This window comes from Dyella marensis, from assembly GCF_900112865.1.
Taxonomy (GTDB): Bacteria; Pseudomonadota; Gammaproteobacteria; order Xanthomonadales; family Rhodanobacteraceae; genus Dyella_D; species Dyella_D marensis_A.
Genome location: NZ_FONH01000023.1, coordinates 26,462 through 44,162, shown reverse-complemented (window position 1 = coordinate 44,162; position 17,701 = coordinate 26,462). Strand labels below are relative to the sequence as shown.

General features: G+C 67.3%; 16 protein-coding genes. 11 read left to right on the top strand and 5 right to left on the bottom strand.

Annotated features, from left to right (window positions below):
* Positions 1-93: 93 nt before the first annotated feature.
* The 4 genes from BM172_RS19690 to BM172_RS19675 all read left to right on the top strand — a co-directional run bounded on the left by BM172_RS19690 (position 94) and on the right by BM172_RS19675 (position 6,766).
* On the top strand, positions 94-834 hold the full coding sequence (locus tag BM172_RS19690; protein ID WP_026633355.1) for a 3-oxoacyl-ACP reductase family protein: 741 nt from the start codon (positions 94-96) through the stop codon (positions 832-834).
* Positions 827-2,374, top strand: a complete 1,548-nt coding sequence (locus tag BM172_RS19685; protein WP_026633354.1) for an MFS transporter — start codon at positions 827-829, stop codon at positions 2,372-2,374. Before BM172_RS19690 ends, BM172_RS19685 begins: the two co-directional genes overlap by 8 nt.
* Positions 2,375-2,661: 287 nt before the next feature.
* Positions 2,662-5,175 carry a TonB-dependent receptor gene (locus BM172_RS19680; protein WP_231504100.1) on the top strand — a complete coding sequence of 838 codons (2,514 nt, stop codon included), beginning with the start codon at positions 2,662-2,664 and terminating at the stop codon, positions 5,173-5,175.
* A gap of 67 nt (positions 5,176-5,242) precedes the next feature.
* Complete coding sequence (locus BM172_RS19675; RefSeq protein WP_035322241.1) at positions 5,243-6,766, top strand: CehA/McbA family metallohydrolase; 1,524 nt, start codon at positions 5,243-5,245, stop codon at positions 6,764-6,766.
* Positions 6,767-6,772: 6 nt separating this feature from the next.
* Here BM172_RS19675 and BM172_RS19670 read toward each other — a convergent pair whose 3' ends face one another.
* Complete coding sequence (locus tag BM172_RS19670) at positions 6,773-7,576, bottom strand: thioesterase family protein (RefSeq protein ID WP_026633351.1); 804 nt, start codon at positions 7,574-7,576, stop codon at positions 6,773-6,775.
* Between the two features lie 50 nt (positions 7,577-7,626).
* Positions 7,627-8,412, bottom strand: a complete 786-nt coding sequence (locus tag BM172_RS19665) for a ComF family protein (RefSeq protein ID WP_245778730.1) — start codon at positions 8,410-8,412, stop codon at positions 7,627-7,629.
* Between the two features lie 260 nt (positions 8,413-8,672).
* Between BM172_RS19665 and BM172_RS19660 the strand changes: the two genes are divergently transcribed.
* Both BM172_RS19660 and BM172_RS19655 read left to right on the top strand, forming a co-directional pair.
* Positions 8,673-10,460: a M12 family metallo-peptidase gene (locus BM172_RS19660; protein ID WP_177218845.1), complete on the top strand. Its 1,788-nt coding sequence runs from the start codon at positions 8,673-8,675 to the stop codon at positions 10,458-10,460.
* Positions 10,461-10,473: 13 nt separating this feature from the next.
* Complete coding sequence (locus BM172_RS19655) at positions 10,474-10,938, top strand: hypothetical protein (protein ID WP_026633348.1); 465 nt, start codon at positions 10,474-10,476, stop codon at positions 10,936-10,938.
* 59 nt (positions 10,939-10,997) lie between these two features.
* On the opposite strand, the gene BM172_RS19650 is transcribed toward BM172_RS19655, so the two are convergent.
* A complete protein-coding gene (locus BM172_RS19650) occupies positions 10,998-11,204 on the bottom strand; it encodes a hypothetical protein (protein WP_026633347.1) in 207 nt (68 codons plus the stop codon).
* A gap of 322 nt (positions 11,205-11,526) precedes the next feature.
* Between BM172_RS19650 and bioB the strand changes: the two genes are divergently transcribed.
* From bioB to bioC, 5 genes are read left to right on the top strand one after another with little or no spacing between them, the layout of a single operon-like run.
* Positions 11,527-12,573, top strand: coding sequence for a biotin synthase BioB (gene bioB / locus BM172_RS19645; RefSeq protein ID WP_081804988.1), 1,047 nt, complete (start codon positions 11,527-11,529; stop codon positions 12,571-12,573).
* A gap of 21 nt (positions 12,574-12,594) precedes the next feature.
* A complete protein-coding gene (gene bioF / locus BM172_RS19640; RefSeq protein WP_026633345.1) occupies positions 12,595-13,788 on the top strand; it encodes an 8-amino-7-oxononanoate synthase in 1,194 nt (397 codons plus the stop codon).
* A 25-nt stretch (positions 13,789-13,813) separates the two neighbouring features.
* Positions 13,814-14,566, top strand: a complete 753-nt coding sequence (locus BM172_RS19635; protein WP_026633344.1) for a sulfurtransferase — start codon at positions 13,814-13,816, stop codon at positions 14,564-14,566.
* Positions 14,563-15,333: a pimeloyl-ACP methyl ester esterase BioH gene (gene bioH, locus BM172_RS19630; RefSeq protein ID WP_026633343.1), complete on the top strand. Its 771-nt coding sequence runs from the start codon at positions 14,563-14,565 to the stop codon at positions 15,331-15,333. The genes BM172_RS19635 and bioH overlap by 4 nt, the downstream gene beginning before the upstream one ends.
* Positions 15,330-16,211 (top strand): malonyl-ACP O-methyltransferase BioC, encoded by an 882-nt coding sequence (gene bioC, locus BM172_RS19625; RefSeq protein ID WP_026633342.1) that lies wholly within the window; start codon positions 15,330-15,332, stop codon positions 16,209-16,211. Before bioH ends, bioC begins: the two co-directional genes overlap by 4 nt.
* Here bioC and BM172_RS19620 read toward each other — a convergent pair.
* Together BM172_RS19620 and BM172_RS19615 are read right to left on the bottom strand one after the other, a co-directional pair.
* Complete coding sequence (locus BM172_RS19620; protein WP_331279762.1) at positions 16,208-17,143, bottom strand: MBL fold metallo-hydrolase; 936 nt, start codon at positions 17,141-17,143, stop codon at positions 16,208-16,210. The two genes, bioC and BM172_RS19620, sit on opposite strands and share 4 nt — an antisense overlap.
* Before the next feature lie 151 nt (positions 17,144-17,294).
* Positions 17,295-17,597 carry a hypothetical protein gene (locus BM172_RS19615; protein WP_026633340.1) on the bottom strand — a complete coding sequence of 101 codons (303 nt, stop codon included), beginning with the start codon at positions 17,595-17,597 and terminating at the stop codon, positions 17,295-17,297.
* Positions 17,598-17,701: the final 104 nt, after the last annotated feature.

The following is a 17,701-nucleotide window of genomic DNA, read 5'->3' as shown; positions in this document are numbered from 1 at the left end:
TTCTGTAATGAGCAATACATAAAGTCCTTGACAGCCGCAGTCAAGGCCTGCTTCCATTTATGTATCGACCACTACATAAAAGGCAGCACGACCATGAGCAGTCTCGACGGCAAGGTGGCACTGGTGACCGGCGGTTCGCGCGGGATCGGCGCGGCGATCGTGCGTCGGCTGGCACGGGATGGGGCGACCGTGGCGTTCACCTACGTCAGCTCCCCGGACAAGGCGCAGGCCCTGGTGCAGGAGATCGAAGCGGCCGGCGGCAAGGCGCGTGCCTACCAGGCGGATGCCGCCGACACGGCGGCGCTGCAGGCGGCGGTCGACCGCGTCGCCGCGGAGTCCGGCCGGCTGGACATCCTGGTCAACAATGCCGGCATCTTCCTCGGCGGCGCGTTCGAGGACACCACGCTGGAAGATTTCGAGCGCACCATGGCGGTCAACGTGCGCGCCGTGTTCGTCGCCTCGCAGGCCGCGGTGCGGCATATGGGCGACGGCGGTCGCATCGTCAGCATCGGCAGCTGCCTCGCCGACCGCGTGCCGTCGGCGGGCATGACGCTGTACTCGATGAGCAAGTCGGCGCTGTCGGCCTTCACCCGCGGCCTGGCGCGCGACCTCGGTCCGCGCGGCATCACCGTGAACGTGGTGCAGCCCGGCTCGACCGACACCGACATGAACCCGGCCGATGGCGCGCACGCCGAAGAGCAGCGCGGGCGCATGGCGATCAAGCGCTACGGCGATGCATCCAACATCGCCGGCATGGTGGCCTGGCTGGCCAGCGAGGAAGGTCGCTTTGCCAACGGCGCGGCATTCACCATCGACGGTGGCGCCAATGCCTGACGGCGCCACTTCCGCCAAGCCGCATACGCTGCGCGATCGCTTGCTCGTCCTTGCGGCGGTGTGCCTTGCCGGCCTGGGCATGCCGCTGAGCTTCACCGGCCCGGCCATCGCCTTGCCGGCAATCGGCCAGGCGCTGGGCAGCGATCCGCGCCTGCTGTCGTGGGCGGTGAACGCCTTCATCCTCGCCTTCGGCGGCAGCGTGATGGCGGCGGGTGCACTGGCCGATCAGTACGGACGCAAGCGCATCTTTACGCTCGGCATCGGCCTGTTCACGGTCCTGTCGGTGCTGCTCGCACTGGCGCGCAACCTGTGGTGGCTGGATCTCGGCCGCGCCGCGCAAGGCATCGCCGCGGCGCTCACCATGTCCGCCGGCGCCGCATCGCTGGCGCAGGAGTTCGAAGGCCATGCGCGCACGCGCGCCTACAGCCTGCTCGGCACCACCTTCGGCCTGGGGCTGGCGTTCGGCCCGTTGCTTTCGGCCTGGCTGATCGACTGGCTGGGTTGGCGCGCGGTGTTTCTGTCCACCGCGGCGATCGGCACGCTGGTGCTGCTGGTCGGCGTGCCGCGCATGCGCGAGACGCGCGATCCCCACGCGCAGGGCCTGGACCTTCCAGGCAGCCTGAGCTTCACCGCCGCGCTGGTGCTGCTCACCTTCGGCATCATCGAGGCGCCACGCCATGCGAACGGGCACCTGCCCCTGCTGCTGGTCGGAGCGGCGGCCGCCATGCTGGCCTTGTTCGTCTACGTCGAGCGTCGCGTGCGGCGGCCGATGCTGGACCTGTCGCTGTTCCGCAACCCGCGCTTCCTCGGCGCGCAGGCGCTGCCGCTGGCCACCGCGCTGTGCTACGTGGTGCTGCTGATCTTCCTGCCGCTGCGTTTCGTCGGCGTGGAAGGACGCAGCGAGTTGACGGCGGGTTTGCTGATGATCCCGCTGTCGGTGCCGATGCTGGTGGTGCCGTTCGTCGGCGCGCTGCTGACGCGCTGGTTGTCGGCGGGACTGCTGTCGGCGCTCGGCCTGGGCCTCGCTGCCGCCGGATTGCTCTGGCTGCGTACGGCGGCCGTCCCTGGAGCAGATTGGGATGCGCTGCTGTGGCCGCTGCTGCTGATCGGCACCGGTTCCGGCCTGCCCTGGGGCCTGATGGACGACCTCGCGGTCAGCGTGGTGCCGAAAGAACGCGCCGGCATGGCCACCGGTTTCTTCACCACCACGCGCGTGGCGGGCGAGGCGATCGCGATGGCCGCGGTGGGCACGGCATTGACCGGTCTGATCGAAACGCAACTGGCACAGGCACCGCGCGAGCAGGCCACCGCTGCGGCGGCGAGTCTCGCTACCGGCAGCATGGCGCACGCGGCCGGCGTCGCTCCGGCGATCGGCCGCGACGCGCTGCTGCATGGCTACAACGCTGCGTTCGGCAACTTGCTGGCCGCGCTGGCGGCGTTGACGCTGGCGTTGGCCGCCGCGTCGTTCCTGCTGCTGCGACGCCGAAGGGCCGCCGCTTCCGCAGCCGCTACACCACGCGAGCATTGCTCCGCCCATTGACCCGGGTGCATTGCCGCAGGAGCGGCATGCCGCTCCTGCATGGCTCGTTACACAACGTTTTCATGACAGTTTTGGACGTCTAAACCCAAGCTGTCGGCTACCCGTCATTCCCCCTGAGCCTCGCTGTCACAGCATCGACCTACCTTGCGCAGGGTCAGAGCCTGTGTCCGGGCCAGGGAAGCCTCCACACGACACTCATCGCGATTCCAACAGAATCCGCGCGCGGTGCCGTGTCCGGCTGTCCGCGCACAGCGCTCCGTCATCCCCTCTTCCCCGGAGTCACGACGTTGCGTATCTCTTCGATCAGCCATGCCATCGGCCTGGCCCTGCTGGGCGGCCTGTTTTGCGCCGCTGCGCCGCAGGCCTTCGCCCAGGACAGCACCACCTCCACCAGCGACACCGGCAAGCCGGCCGCCGACCGCGCCAAGAATCTCGATGGCATCGTGGTCACCGCCCGCTCGGGCGTGGAGACGCGCACCAAGGCCGAGACCAGCTACTCCATCACCACCATCGACGAAGACCGCCTGCGTATGCAGGCGCCGACCTCGGTGACGGAAGCGATGAAGTCCGTGCCGGGCTTCTGGGTGGAGGCTTCCGGCGGCGAAGCGAGCGGCAATATCCGTGCGCGCGGTATTCCGGTCGACGGCTTCGGCTCGGTCAACCTGCTCGAGGACGGCGTGCCGGTGCAGCACGATCCGGCGCTGGGCTATCTCAATGCCGACCAGGCGTTCCGCCTGGACGAGACCATCGAACGCATCGAAGTGGTGCGCGGCGGCCCGTCCTCGGTGTTCTATTCGAACGCGCCGGCCGGTGCGATCAACTTCATCCCGCGCAAGGTGGGCGACAAGGCCGAGGGCCTGCTCAAGTTCACCGTCGGCGACTACGGCCTGACCCGCGGCGACTTCTGGGTCGGCACGCCGGTCGGCAACGGCTGGAAGCTGAGCGCCGGCGGCTTCTACCGCACCGACAGCGGCATCCGCGATCCGAAGTTCAATGCCAACGACGGCGGCCAGATCCGCCTGAACCTGGCGCGCGATTTCGAAGGCGGCAGCTTCAGCGCCGACGTCAAGCACCTGGACGACAAGGTGGCGCTGTACCTGGGCATCCCGATGCGCACCACGGCCAGCGGCGACATCCGCGCCGTGCCCGGCTTCGACGGCAACTACGGCACGCTGGCCGGCCCGCAGACCGAGCATGTGCTGATGAAGATGGGCAACGGCGGGCTGTACGACTTCGACAACAGCGAAGGCACGCACGTCAAGCGCGACCAGCTCACGCTGAAGTTCGATTATGAACTTGGCGGCGGCTGGAAGCTGGCCGAGTCGATGCGCTACGACGACACGCATACCCAGCGCAACGGCGTGTTCCCCAACTCGCTGATGAGCGCCAGCAAGTATCTCGCCTCGGTGGCGGGCCAGAAGCCTGCCGGCGCCGCCGGCCTGCAGCTGCGCTATGTGGATAACCCGGACCAGGTGTTCAACAACGCCAACCAGAACGGCAACGGCCTGGTGGTGCTGGGCGGCCTGCGCGGCGTGACCATGCCGGTGAAGGAGTTCATCAACGATACGCGCCTGCTGCGCAAGTTCGACCTGGGCGGCCAGACGCATGACGTCACCTTCGGCTACTACTACGCCCGCTTCGATCAGGATTTCAGCCGCTACTCCTCGGTGGCCCTGCTTGACGCCACCAATAACGCGCGCCTGCTCGACCTGGTGGCGGTGAACGCCGCCGGCCAGCCGATCGCCACGCTGACCGACCACGGCATCTCGCGCTACGGCTACGAGTGGGAGAACGCCAGCGGCACCTCGACCACCAATGCGTTCTATCTTTCCGACGAATGGCAGGTCAACGACGAGCTGCGCATCGACGGCGGCGTGCGCTGGGAGCAGGTCAACACGCGCGGCAAGACCGAGACCAAGCAGACGGTGAACCTGGGTACGCCGGCCACTTCGCAGATCATCACCGGCACCGGCCAGTACGTGCCGTGGGACCACACTTTCAACAAACTCGGCTGGACGCTGGGCGCCAACTGGCAGTTCTCGCCGCGCTCGGGCGTGTTCGCGCGCTGGACGCCGACTTTCCGCCTGCCCAACTTGAGCACCTACATCACCAACCCGACCGCGGTGCCGGTGACGCAGACCATGAAGCTGGGCGAGGTCGGCTACAAGTACACCGACCGCCAGCTCGACCTGTACGCCACCGCGTTCTACACCAAGTACAACAACGTCGGCTTCAGCAACTACGTGTTCAATCCCAACGGCAATACCTCCACCACCCAGCAGGGTTATGCCGACACCAAGACCAAGGGCCTGGAGCTGGAAGGCACCTGGTACCCGGTGGACTGGTTCGACGTGCAGGTGACCGCCACCCTGCAGGACCCGCAGTACCAGGGCCTGCGCTATACCGAGCTGGTGTCCGGCGCGCCGGTGCTGCGCGACTACGAGGGCAACCAGCTGATCCGCGTGCCCAAGCAGAGCTACCGCGTGGTGCCGGGCGTGAACCTGCTCGGCGGCAAGCTGCGCCTGCAACTGGCCTACGAGTACGAGGGCCAGCGTTACGTGGATACCGCCAACTCGGTGAAGCTGCCTTCGTACGACGTGTGGAGCGCCAGCGCGCGTTATGACATCTCCCAGATGTGCTCGCTGTTCTTCTACGCGGACAACATCACCAACTCGCTGGGCCTGACCGAGGGCAATCCGCGCGCGGGCGAGTTGGCGAGTGCGGATGCGGGAGCCAATACGTTCATCGCCCGTCCGATCCTTGGCCGCGCGTATCGTGCGGCGATCATGTACCGCTTCTGAGAGCATGGGGCCGGGCGTTTGCCCGGCCCTTCCGCCGTTGCCATCCTGCGCAAGGCCCCGCCGCACCATGACGATCCACCTGCTCCGTTCCCTTGCCCTGCTGCTCGCCAGCGCGTTGCCTTCCGTTGCCGTGCACGCGGCGGATGCCGAAAAGCCCGACGTCGTGCTGCACGGCGAACTGACCGGCAAGGACAACCAGACCTACCGCACGCTGCCGTTCGACGTGCCGGCCGGCGTCACCCGCATCACCGTGCAGTTCGAATACAGCGGCCGCGAGGAAAAGACCACGGTCGACCTGGGCCTGCTCGGTCCCGACGGCTTCCGCGGCCAGGACGGTTTCCGCGGCTGGAGCGGCGGCACCAAGAAGCGGTTCACCGTATCGGCCACCGATGCCACGCCTTCCTATCTGCCCGGCGCGATCCGCCCCGGCCGTTGGCAACTGCTGCTTGGCATTCCGAATATCCGCCAGGAGAGCCACAGCAGTTACACCGCCAACATCTGGTTCGGCCATGCCGACGATCCCGCCTGGAAGCCGGCGGTGCTCAACCCGCCGCTGCGCAAGGAGGCCGGCTGGTACCGCGGCGACCTGCACATGCACACCGCGCACAGCGACGGCGGCTGCAAGAGTCAGACCGGCGAACGCGTGCCCTGCCCGTTATTCTTCACCGTGCAGGCGGCGGCGCAGCGCGGCCTCGACTTCATCGCCATCACCGATCACAACACCGTGTCGCACGCCAATGCGATGCGCGAACTGCAACCCTACTTCGACAGGCTGCTGCTGATTCCCGGCCGCGAAATCACCACCTTTACCGGCCACGCCAACCTGTTCGGCACCACGGCGCTGGTGGATTTCCGGGTGGGCAGCAAGGAAGTGCCGGATTGGAATGCGCTGTTGAAGGCGATCGCCCCGCTGCATGGCCTGATCTCCATCAACCACGCGATCCGCCCCAGCGGCGAGGTGTGCATGGGTTGCGGCTGGACCGCGAGGCCACCGGCGGACATGAGCCTGGTCCAGGCGGTGGAAGCCGTGAACGGCAGCGACGCCGGCACGCCCATCTCCGGCCTGCCATTCTGGGAATCGCAGCTGGCCAAGGGCTATCGCCTTACCGCCATCGGCGGCAGCGACAACCACGAAGCGTTCCAGAACGAAGCGCGCATCGGCACCAATCCGACCGGCGTGCCCGCCACGGTGGTCTACGCGCAGGAACTGTCGATGCCGGCGATCCTGGACGGCATCCGCGCGGGGCATGTGTTCATCGATACGGAAGGCAGCCGCGACCGGCTGTTGGAGCTGAGCGGCGAGGCGAACGGAACGAAGGCGGTCATGGGCGACGCGTTGCGCGTGCCTGCGAAGGCTTCCGCTTCGTTCGACGTACACGTCGGACATGCGCAGGGCGCCAACCTGGTCGTGCTGCTCGACGGCAAGCCTCTGGCGCCGGCGGTCGATGCACGGATCGATACCGACGATCTGCACCGCAGCTTCAGCTGGACCAGCGACGGCAAGCCGCACTGGTTGCGCGTCGAAGTGGACGACGCGGCCGGCAGGGCGCTGCTGGTGGGTAACCCGATCTATCTCAACCCCACGCGCTGAGCAGGCTTACGCAAACACCACCACGCTCTGCCGACTCAACGCCACCGCCTCCCCTTCCGGGCTCCACAAGGTGGCGCTCTGGTTGAGATAACCGTGGCGCCCCGCAGTGACTTCGGTATCCATCAACCACAGCCCTTCGCGCGCCGGACCGAAGTCATCCGTCAGCAGTTCCAGGGTCCAGGTCAGCGAGCTGGCCATGGTCGGCTGCTTCAGCATGGAAAGCCCGGGTGTCGGGACGATGTCGGCGTAGCCGATGATCTGCGCTTCGCCCAGCGCGCCGGGGCCGGCATAGGGGTCGTCGCGGAAGCCGACGTAGATGCCGGTGCGCGGCTCCTTCGCGCCTCGGAAGATATTCACGCCGCCCAGCCAGCGCATGGCGACGTTTTGCGTAAACGCCGGTGCGACGCCTTCGACATAGACGAACGGCGTCGCGGCTTCCGCCGGCGGCAGGCCGTGCCTTGGCGGCCTGATGTCGAGCACCGATGGGCGCGCCTCGCCGAATACGGCGAAGACCAGGCAGGCGGTCTGTTGCTGGTCGAGGATGCGCGCTTCGACCTGGGTCACCGATTTGCCCCGCCGCAACACGCTGGCCTCGATGCGCACCGGCCCGGGTGCGATCGGCGCGATAAAGCTGGCCTGCAACACGCGCAAAGGCACCGTCTGCGGCACCAGGTCGCGCATGGCGCGCACGGCAAGCGCGGCCTGCAGGCCGCCGAAAATGGTGCGGCCCTGGGCCCAGCTCTCGGGCACCTCGGCGGTCCAGCCGCCATCGTGGGAACGAACCGTGGCGAGCACCTGCGAGTGCAGCATGTCTATCTCCTGATGCTTTTCCAGCGGCGGGAATCGCCGCGCAAGCGGTATCAGTGCGACGGCGCCCGCGCCAGCGCCCACACATCTACCCGCCGCACGCCCGCGCGCTTGAGCAGGCGGGTGCACTCCGCCAACGTGGCGCCGGTGGTCATGACGTCATCCAGCACGACGACGTGATCCGGCAGGGCGCTGCCTGTGCGCAGCCGGAATGCACCACGCACATTGCGGCGGCGCGCGATGCGGTCCAGTTCGGTCTGCGCCGATGTGTCGCGTGTGCGGACCAGGACGTCGCGACCCAAGGGAATATGCATCGCGGCGGCGAGCGGCCTGGCCAGCTCCAAGGCCTGATTGTAGCCACGCTCGCGCAAGCGCCCGCGGTGCAAGGGCACCGGCACGATCAGCGCGGGAACCTCGACCGGCGCCGGCTCGCCCCGCCACAACGCCGCCAGCACGCGCCCGGCCGCCAGGTCATCGCCGAACTTGAAGCGCGTCTCCAGCCGATCCAGCGGCCAGCCGTAGCGAAACGGTGCCCAGGCGGCGTCCCATGGCGGCGCGCGGCGCAGGCATTGCCCGCACATCGCCGCCGCCATCGGCAGTGGCAGGGCGCAACGTGCGCAGCAGGAGCGATTGCGTGGCATGTCCTTGGCGCATGGTGCGCATAAGTCCATCCCTTCCATTCCCGGCGCGCTACAGAGCAGACAGCGCCATGGCAGCAGCAGGCGGCGCAAGGGTTTCAGGTCAATGCGAAGCAGCCGGATCAACGCATTCGGCAACTTTCCCGGACGGTCCGGTGCGCTGTTCATGCACAGTGGCTTCAACAAGAACATCGGAGACATATGCCATCCCATGTATGGGGCTAGGCGAACCAGAAGTTTTCGCCGTCGTGCGGTGCCGAGGGCGTCGGTAGCGCCTTCTTTCGGACTTCTCCCAGCGCGTCAGCGCACGAGCTCGCTTAATGAGAAATATCCAGTTCTTCCACTCTCGTTCGCCTGGGTAGGCTCGCCGCGCTTCGGATGTCCGAAGCATGTCCGGTTCGGGGGCCTACTCGATATCGCCGCGGATCGGCACACATCATACGAATCGAGGGGAGACCCAGGTGATATTCCTCCATCGGCGCGCGAAGCGCTGGCTGCTGCCCGCCATAACCATGGCCAGCGTGAGCATGGCATTCGCAACATCCGCGCAAACTGCATCACTAAGCCCTAATCAGCTAGGCAGCGGCCAGCTGCCTTCCGGATACAGCCGGATCACCTTCGCCCTGGCTAACAGGAACTGGACCGGCGCCATCCTGCTTCCAACCTCTCCGCGCAACGGTGACCAGGTGGAAATCAGCAGCTCAGCCGCCTACCCGAGCAGCCTGGACAACTTCCGCGCGGCCTTGCCCATCAAGAAGCTCGACATCCGTTCAGGCGATCGCTACCTCCTGACTTATTCGTCCAGCGCCAAGGCCTGGTCGGTTTCGGGCGATACCGTGGCCTATCTGTCGCCCAACGACACGAGCGCCGATATGTCAGGCAAAGCTAAGCGCATTACTGTGTACAGCCTTGGGAACGGCAACTGGCTGCCGCAGGTGAACTTGCCGAGCAGCGCTGGCGACGGCGATCTGGCCGTCATTCGCTCCAGTGCGGCGTGGACCGCAGCCATCAACCCCGGCCGCTTGATGTATGCCTCCAGCATGCAGCTTGCCACGGGTGACTATTACGTCTTCAAGTATCTGAGCCATTTCGGGAAATGGATACTGATGGACGCAACGACGCGCCATGTAAGTGCGCGGCGCGATATTCCCGTGCCGGCCACAGCACGGACATCCATGATGCTGTACGACGGCAGCTGGTCAGGCAGCATTCGCCTACCTGCGCAGGCAGGCGACCGCGACCAGATCTATCTGTCGTCGAGGGCTACCTATGACTCAGTGATCGAGAACACCGGCAACGCCCCTACCGAATCCATGCAGCTCAAGCGCGGGCAGGCGTACGAGTTCATGTACGTCAAGGAGAAGCAGCGCTGGATCATCTTGAGTTCGCCGGATACCAGGTACCAAGCCAGAGATCTTCGCAACGGCTGGCTTCCCGGCCTCGTTACGCCGCGCACCTTTGTTGACTTCGCCGATGCCAACTGGGTGCCGTCCCTGCGACTGCCCGACGGCCAGCTGCCGGGTTCGCGCGTGGTGGTTCGTACAAATGCTTTGTACAGCTTCGATGTAGTCAGCGACGGCCTTCAATACCGCATGAGCCAGGGCGAGACCGTCGCCTTCGTGGTAAATGCCTCGCGCCGATGGACGCGCGAAACGACCACGATCGATCTGCTGCTGCTATACAGCGACAAGGCGGCGGCGAAATTCGGGGAGAGCGTCATGCGCGCGCATCTGCTTGAGAGTTTTGCGCTGACAAACGAGGCGCTCGAGAACTCCGGCGCGAATTTCCGCTTCAGGACCAAGGCCGTTCGAAAGTTCGCCTCCCCCAAGCACTGGACCAGCCTGGGAGATGCCGAAAACGAACTAAGAAGCGATTCTGTCGCCCAGGCGTGGCGCAATGAGCTGCGTGCAGACGGCATCTACTACGTCGGCACCGAAGATGGCTGCGGATTGGCCTGGGTACGAAGCAGCCCCTACAACATGGTGGCGGCCGGATCCATGAATTGCGGCACGGCCGTCATGCGCCACGAGCTAGGTCACAACATGGGCCTTAATCACGGTGGCGGAAGCCGTTCGTACAACCAGGGCTATTCGTATTTCGGCACGATCATGGGCGGCAACTCCATTCCGTACTACTCCACTCCTGACCGCTACGACCATGGCACAGGCATACCGCTGGGCATTCCCGGTCAGATTGACGGCGTCCGCGCGATGAACGAATTCTCCGGGCAAGCAGCCAGTTTCCGATAGAGCAGAGAAGAATATGCATATCCGCCACTTTTCAGCTTTTGCCGGCGCCGTGTTCGCTCTCGCCGTCGCCGTGAATACCGCCACGCATGCAGGCACCCACGAGGCCATATCGGCATCGGCCGCCTCCATGCAAGCTGCTCATGCGGGCTTTCCCCTCAGTTACGATTTCGCCACGCTCATTGCAGTGAAGTCCGGCGACAGCTTCTACGCCACGCTGGTCCCGGACGATCGCGTTCGACTGGTCGTCACTTCCGACCTGGCCATGCAAGACGGCTTTCGCCGGATCGCCGGCAGTATCGAAAACACTGACCAAGCCACCACGCGCGGCCGCTTCAGCCTGACCTTGGACCGTTCCGGCCAGACCATCGTCGGAACCGCCGCACTGGACGGCCATGACTATGGCCTCAGAGGTAGCGCGGGCCATGGCTACGTCGAGGACGCGCAGCTGGACAGCGGCGCGTTGATGGACCTGGAGTAATCGCCACACCGAGCCGCTCCGTACGCGTTGCGACGGAGCGGCGCTTTCTGCACCTGATCTCAGCTCCTGGGCTTGAACATCGCCGCATCCAGGATCGACCACAGGTGGATGATCCACCCCAGCCACACGATCCACAGCACGGCGGCCAGCACGAACATCACGATGGCGATCAGCAGGCGCCCCTGCACCAGCTGGCCGAGGCCGGGGATGAAGAAGCTGCAGATGGCGGCGAGGACGTTGCCCGCACTGCCTTGTCCGGTAGTCATGCGTGGGCTCCTGGGTGGGCTGATGCCGAGGATCGTAGCGTAGGGCCGACGTACCGGCGTAGGTTGGGGTGAACCGCAGGCGACTGCGAAGGCAGGATGCCGTAGCGAACATCCGCGTAGCGGATGGCCCGAAGGGCGGGCTGCTGAGGCAGCCCGTAACCCCAACGATGCAATGACGTGCAAGGTCTGTTGGGGTTCGCCTGCGGCTCACCCCAACCTACGTCCATACGTTCCCGCATCGTCAACTTCATTGGCGCCATCATGGTTGACAGACGCCGCCGCGCTGCCAGACTGTCGCCCTTCCCCGTCTTAAGCCATCCCCATGACTCAAGCTCTCCGCCACGACTGGTCCCGCGACGAGGTCGCCGCGCTGTTCGCGCTGCCGTTCAACGAGCTGCTGCACCGCGCCCATGGCGTGCATCGCGAGCACCACGACCCGAACGCCGTGCAGGTGTCCACCCTGCTGTCGATCAAGACCGGCGGTTGCCCGGAAGACTGCGCCTACTGCCCGCAGGCGGCGCGCTACGACACCGGTGTGAAGGCGCAGAAGCTGATGAGCGTGGACGCGGTGGTCGCGCGTGCGCAGGCCGCCAAGGACGCCGGCGCCAGCCGCTTCTGCATGGGCGCGGCCTGGCGCAGCCCGAAGGACCGCGATGTGGCCAAGGTGGCCGAGATCGTCTCGGCGGTGAAGGCGCTGGGCCTGGAGACCTGCGCCACGCTGGGCATGCTCGATGGCGGCCAGGCGGCGACGCTCAAGCAGGCGGGCCTGGATTACTACAACCACAACCTGGACACCGCGCCGGAGTTCTACGGCGAGATCATCCACACCCGCGAATACCAGGACCGCCTGGACACGCTCGAACACGTCCGCTCGGCGGGCTTGAAGACCTGCTGCGGCGGCATCGTCGGCATGGGCGAGACGCGCGCGCAGCGCGCCGGCCTGCTGCAGACGCTGGCCAACCTGCCCGAGCATCCGCAGTCGGTGCCGATCAACCAGCTGGTGCAGGTCGCCGGCACGCCGCTGGAAGGCACCGAGGCGCTGGATCCGTTCGAGTTCGTGCGCACCATCGCGGTGGCGCGCATCCTGCTGCCGACCTCGATGGTGCGCCTGTCCGCCGGCCGCCAGGACATGGACGACGCGGTGCAGGCGCTGTGCTTCTTCGCCGGTGCCAATTCGATCTTCTACGGCGAGAAGCTGCTCACCACCGGCAACCCGGACGTGGAGCATGACCGCCGCCTGTTCCAGCGGCTGGACCTGCATCCGCTGCAAGTGGTGGAGGAAGCCGGCACGGTGCATGCCGACATCCTCGAAGACACAGCGATGGCCGGCAGTTGCGGCACCGGTTGCGGTTGCAGCGCGGCGGCCTGACCGCCCGCAGGCGGCATCGCCATGCCCCGCCCCTCCCTGCTCGCACGACTGGCGCAGTCGACGCACGAGCGTGCGCAATCCAGCCTGCTGCGCCGGCTGCGCACCATCGAGCATGCCGAAGGCCCGTGGCTGGAAAGCGGCGGGCGCCGCCTGCTCGGCTTCTGCGGCAACGACTATCTGGGCCTGGCCCAGCATCCGCTGGTGATCGCCGCGTTCAAGCGCACGGCGGACGACGAAGGCGTGGGCAGCACGGCCGCACACCTGATCTGCGGCCACCGCGCCGAACACGCCGCGCTGGAAGAAGCGCTGGCCGACTGGACCGGCCGCGAACGCGCGGCGCTGTTCTCCACCGGCTACCTGGCCAACCTGGGTGTGATGCAGGCGCTGCTGCGCGCGGGCGACATGTGCGTGCAGGACAAGCTCAATCACGCCTGCCTGCTCGATGGCGCCGCGCTCGCGGGTGCGCAACTGAAGCGCTATCCGCACAACGATGTCGACGGGGCCGCGCGCCAGCTCGCCAGCCGCGCCGAAGCCGGCGCGCTGCTCGCCACTGACGGCATCTTCAGCATGGACGGCGACCTCGCTCCGCTGCGCGAACTGGCGCGGCTGTGCGAGCAGGAGGACGCCACGCTGATGGTCGACGACGCGCACGGCCTGGGCGTGCTCGGCGACAACGGCGCGGGCACCCTGAGCATGCTCGATCTCGGCCAGCGCGACGTGCCGGTGCTGATGGCCACGCTGGGCAAGGCGCTCGGTTGCCATGGCGCCTTCGTCGCCGGTTCCGCCAACCTGGTCGAAGGCCTGCTGCAATCGGCCCGGACCTACGTCTACACCACCGCGATGCCACCGGCCGTCGCTGCCGCCGCGCTGGCCGCGGTGCGCATCGCGCGCGCGGAAAGCTGGCGTCGCGAAAAACTGGCCGCGCTGATCCGCCGCTTCCGCGACGGTGCGCAGCAGCTGGGCCTGCCATTGATGCCCTCGGACACCGCCATCCAGCCGCTGCTGCTGGGCGAGGCCACTACCGCCATGGCCGCCGCCGGGGCGCTGGAGGCCGTGGGTTTCCTGGTCGGCGCGATCCGCCCGCCCACCGTGCCCGCCGGCAAGGCGCGGCTGCGCATCACGCTGTCGGCCGCGCACGAGGAAGAGCACGTGGACCAGTTGCTGGAGGCCCTGTCCGGCCTGGCCCCGGACGAGGCGGGCAGCCCGCCGCTATAATGCCGCGCTAGCTGCCGTATCCCCCATGCCGATCGTCAATCTCTCCGCCTACAAATTCGTCAGCCTGGATGACCTCCCGGCGCTGCGCGAGCGCGTGCTCGAACGCTGCCTGGCACTGTCCCTGAAAGGGACCATCCTGCTGGCCCCGGAAGGCATCAACCTGTTCCTGGCCGGCCCGCGCGACGCGACGGATGCCTTCATGGCCTGGCTGCGGGAGGACGCGCGCTTCGCCGATCTCGCGCCCAAGGAATCGCCGTCCGATGCCGTGCCATTCGGCCGCATGCGCGTGCGCCTGAAGAAGGAAATCATCACCATGCGCCTGCCGGTCCGGCCCGAAAACGGACGCGCGCCGGCGGTAGCGCCGGCCACGCTGCGCCGCTGGCTTGCACAGGGCCGCGACGATGAAGGCCGCGAACTGGTGCTGCTCGATACACGCAACGACTACGAGACCGACGTGGGCCTGTTCGAGCAGGCGGTGGACTATCGCATCGCCAACTTCACTGCGTTCCCGCAGGCCGTCGCCGCGGATCGCGCGCGCTTCGAGGGCCGCACCGTGGTGTCGTACTGCACCGGCGGCATCCGCTGCGAGAAGGCCGCGCTGCATATGCAGGATCTGGGCATCGAGCATGTGTTCCAGCTCGAAGGCGGCATCCTGAAGTATTTCGAGGAAACCGACGGCGCCTACTGGCGCGGCGACTGCTTCGTATTCGACGGGCGCGGCGCGGTGGACAAGGCGCTCGCACCGTCTGCGCTCGATAGCGACGGAGCCGACGCATGAGCCTGCACGTGGAAGTGCGCGGCACGGGTCCCGTGCCGGTGGTGATGCTGCACGGCTGGGCGATGCATGGCGGCGTGATGGCGCCGCTCGCGGAAGCACTGGAAGCGCGCTGCACCGTCTACGTGGTCGACCTGCCGGGCCACGGCCATTCGCGCGATTGCGGCATTCCGCTGGCGCCTTCGGCTTGTGCGGCCGCGATCGCCGCGGCAACGCCTCCGGCCTTGTGGCTGGGTTGGTCCCTGGGCGGATTGATCGCGCTCACCGCCGCGCTGGAACGCCCGCGCCACGTGCGCGGCCTGGCCATGGTCTGCGCCACGCCGAAGTTCGTGCGCGACGCAGGCTGGCCGCACGGCAGCGATCCCGCCCTGGTGCACCAGCTCGCCACCGACCTGGAAACCGACTACCACGCCACGCTGGAACGCTTCCTCGCCCTCGAAGCCATGGGCAGCGCCGACCCGCGCGCCGAACTGCGCCATCTGCGCGCGCTGGCCTTCGAGCGCGGCGAGCCGGACCTGCGCGTGCTGCAGGAAGGCATCCGCATCCTGGAGGACAGCGACCGCCGCGCCGCGCTGCCGGACCTGGCCGTGCCCAATACCTGGATCTCCGGCCGCCGCGACCGCCTGGTGCATCCGCAGGCGATGCAGTGGTCGTCCACGCAATCCGGCGGCGGCTACGACGAGATCGAACGCGCCGGCCACGCACCGTTCTTCGGCCATGCGGACGCGGTCGCGCAGGCCCTCAATCCTCTGCTGGACACCTGGCGATGAGCGACTTCCATATCGACAAGCGCCAGGTCCGCCGCAACTTCGGCCGCGCCGCGCGCACTTACGAACAGCACGATGCCTTGCAGCGCGAGGTGCAGAACCTGCTGCTGGAGCGGCTGGACTTCTATCTGGAAACGCCCGGCCTGGTGATCGACGTCGGCGCCGGCACCGGCCGCGGCGCGGCGCTGCTGAAGAAGCGCTACGCCAAGGCGCAGGTGCTGGCGACGGACCTGGCCCTGCCGATGCTGCGCGCGGCGAAGCAGCACGCCAGCTGGCTCAAGCCGTTCCAGCGCGTATGCGCCGAAGCCACCGCGCTGCCGCTGCCGGACCACAGCGTGGACGTGCTGCATTCCAACCTGTGCTTCCAGTGGATCGACGATCTGCAGGCACTGTTCGGCGAATGCGTGCGCGTGCTGAAACCCGGCGGCCTGCTGCTGTTCTCCACCTTCGGGCCGGACACGCTGAAAGAATTGCGCGCGGCCTGGGCCCAGGCCGACCAGCAGCCGCACGTCAGCCGCTTCCTGGACATGCACGACCTGGGCGACGCGATGATCGCCGCCGGCCTGCGCGACCCGGTGCTGGACGTGGACCGCTACACCCTCACCTACAGCGAGCCGCGCCTGCTGCTGAAGGAACTGCAGGGCCTGGGCGCGACCAATGCCGACACCGCACGCGAGCGCGGCCTCACCGGCAAGAAGCACTACCGCCAGATGCTGGATGCCTACGAGACCATGCGCGTCGACGGCCGCGTTCCCGCCACCTGGGAAGTAGTGACCGCGCATGCCTGGGGCCCGGCCACCGGCCAGTCGCGCCGCGCGAAGGGCGGCGGCGAGATCGCCAGCTTCTCGGTGGATGCGCTGCGCGGTTCGCGCCGGCGTTAGGCCCCGAAACGGTTGAGCGGCAGGCGCAGATAGCGCACGCCTTCTTCATCCGGTGGCGGCAGGCGGCCGCCGCGGATATTCACCTGCAGCGCCGGCAGCAGCAGGCGCGGCACCGGCAGGGTGGCGTCGCGCGCGGTGCGCAGCGCGACGAACGATGCCTCGGTCGCGCCATCCTTGACGTGCACATTGCCCTGGCGCTGCGCCTCGATGCTGCTCTGCGGCTCGGCGCCACGCGAGGCGGGCGGATAGTCGTGGCACAGGAACAGCCTCGTGTCCGCCGGCAGCGCGAGGATCTGCTGGATCGACGCATACAGCCGCGCGGCGTCGCCGCCGGGAAAATCGCAGCGCGCGGTGCCGGTTTCCGGCGCGAACAGCGTGTCGCCGACGAAGGCCGCGTCGCCGATCAGATAGGTGAGCCCATCGTCGGTATGCCCCGGCGTGGCCAGCACGCGGATCTGCATCACGCCGGCATGCAGCACGTCGCCGTCGCGCAGCAGGCTATCGAACTGGCTGCCGTCCGGCACGAACTCCTCGCCCAGCCCGAACAGCGCCTTGAAGCGCGACTGCACGCGCACGATGCCTTCGCCGATGGCCAGCTTCGCGCCGAACGCATTGCGCAGATGGTCGCCCGCGCTGAGGTGATCGGCGTGGGCGTGGGTTTCCAGGATCCATTCCACGGTGAGCCGCTGCTCGCGTACATACGCCATCACCGCCTCGGCCGATGCGGTCGACACGCGCGCCGCAGCCGCGTCGTAGTCCAGCACCGGGTCGATCACCACGGCGGAGCGGCCTTCGTGGACGACGTAGGTGAAGGTGTTGGTGTCGGCGTGGAAGAAGGCGCGGACGTGGGGCTGGAAAGAGGATTGCGGCATATCGGCACGCCGATGGCTGAAGCAGCCGCCATATTGCCGCCAGGCGACGCCACTTGTCATCGCTCGCTCTTGCTCGTCATTCCGGCGCAGGCCGGAATCCAGTAACGATATCGCTCGGTTTTCGCGAGAAAGCGCCTGAAGGTGGTCGCGAAAATCCGGCACTTCCGCTACTGGATTCCGGCCTGCGCCGGAATGACGGCTGTTGCGTGGCTTATGCGCTGTGAAGATCCTCAGCCGTCTCCGTCTGCACCCGCTGCCACTGCATCCGCCCATGCGCCTGCGTCGCGCAGCTCATGCCCATATCGATGAATGCCGCAATACCCTCCAGCATGGTGGGCAGGCGGCGCGCATCGACGATGCTGCGGTCGTGGACCAGTTCGGCCAGCAGCAGGACGGCGCTGTGCGCGTAGTGCAGCCACTCGGTGGCGTCGTTCAACAGGGCCTCCGGATCGGCGTCGGGATCTGAAAAGTACCGGGTGTGGCGGGTGATCCAGGGTTCTCCAAGCGTGTGCATGGCTTGCTCCTTGCGTGATGCCGCGACCTCGCTCCGTAAACGGCGCGCCGCCGGGACAGCACGGCGCGCCGCGATCACACGGACGCGGGTTCCACCGACGCCCA

What these genes read in the sequence shown, in the direction of transcription:
- BM172_RS19690 (WP_026633355.1), top strand. Translation starts at nt 94, where the DNA reads ATGAGCAGTCTCGACGGCAAGGTGGCACTGGTGACCGGCGGTTCGCGC.
- BM172_RS19685 (WP_026633354.1), top strand. Translation starts at nt 827, where the DNA reads ATGCCTGACGGCGCCACTTCCGCCAAGCCGCATACGCTGCGCGATCGC.
- BM172_RS19675 (WP_035322241.1), top strand. Translation starts at nt 5,243, where the DNA reads ATGACGATCCACCTGCTCCGTTCCCTTGCCCTGCTGCTCGCCAGCGCG.
- BM172_RS19670 (WP_026633351.1), bottom strand. Translation starts at nt 7,576, where the DNA reads ATGCTGCACTCGCAGGTGCTCGCCACGGTTCGTTCCCACGATGGCGGC.
- BM172_RS19665 (WP_245778730.1), bottom strand. Translation starts at nt 8,412, where the DNA reads ATGTCTCCGATGTTCTTGTTGAAGCCACTGTGCATGAACAGCGCACCG.
- BM172_RS19655 (WP_026633348.1), top strand. Translation starts at nt 10,474, where the DNA reads ATGCATATCCGCCACTTTTCAGCTTTTGCCGGCGCCGTGTTCGCTCTC.
- BM172_RS19650 (WP_026633347.1), bottom strand. Translation starts at nt 11,204, where the DNA reads ATGACTACCGGACAAGGCAGTGCGGGCAACGTCCTCGCCGCCATCTGC.
- bioB (WP_081804988.1), top strand. Translation starts at nt 11,527, where the DNA reads ATGACTCAAGCTCTCCGCCACGACTGGTCCCGCGACGAGGTCGCCGCG.
- bioF (WP_026633345.1), top strand. Translation starts at nt 12,595, where the DNA reads ATGCCCCGCCCCTCCCTGCTCGCACGACTGGCGCAGTCGACGCACGAG.
- BM172_RS19635 (WP_026633344.1), top strand. Translation starts at nt 13,814, where the DNA reads ATGCCGATCGTCAATCTCTCCGCCTACAAATTCGTCAGCCTGGATGAC.
- bioH (WP_026633343.1), top strand. Translation starts at nt 14,563, where the DNA reads ATGAGCCTGCACGTGGAAGTGCGCGGCACGGGTCCCGTGCCGGTGGTG.
- bioC (WP_026633342.1), top strand. Translation starts at nt 15,330, where the DNA reads ATGAGCGACTTCCATATCGACAAGCGCCAGGTCCGCCGCAACTTCGGC.
- BM172_RS19620 (WP_331279762.1), bottom strand. Translation starts at nt 17,143, where the DNA reads ATGACAAGTGGCGTCGCCTGGCGGCAATATGGCGGCTGCTTCAGCCAT.
- BM172_RS19615 (WP_026633340.1), bottom strand. Translation starts at nt 17,597, where the DNA reads ATGCACACGCTTGGAGAACCCTGGATCACCCGCCACACCCGGTACTTT.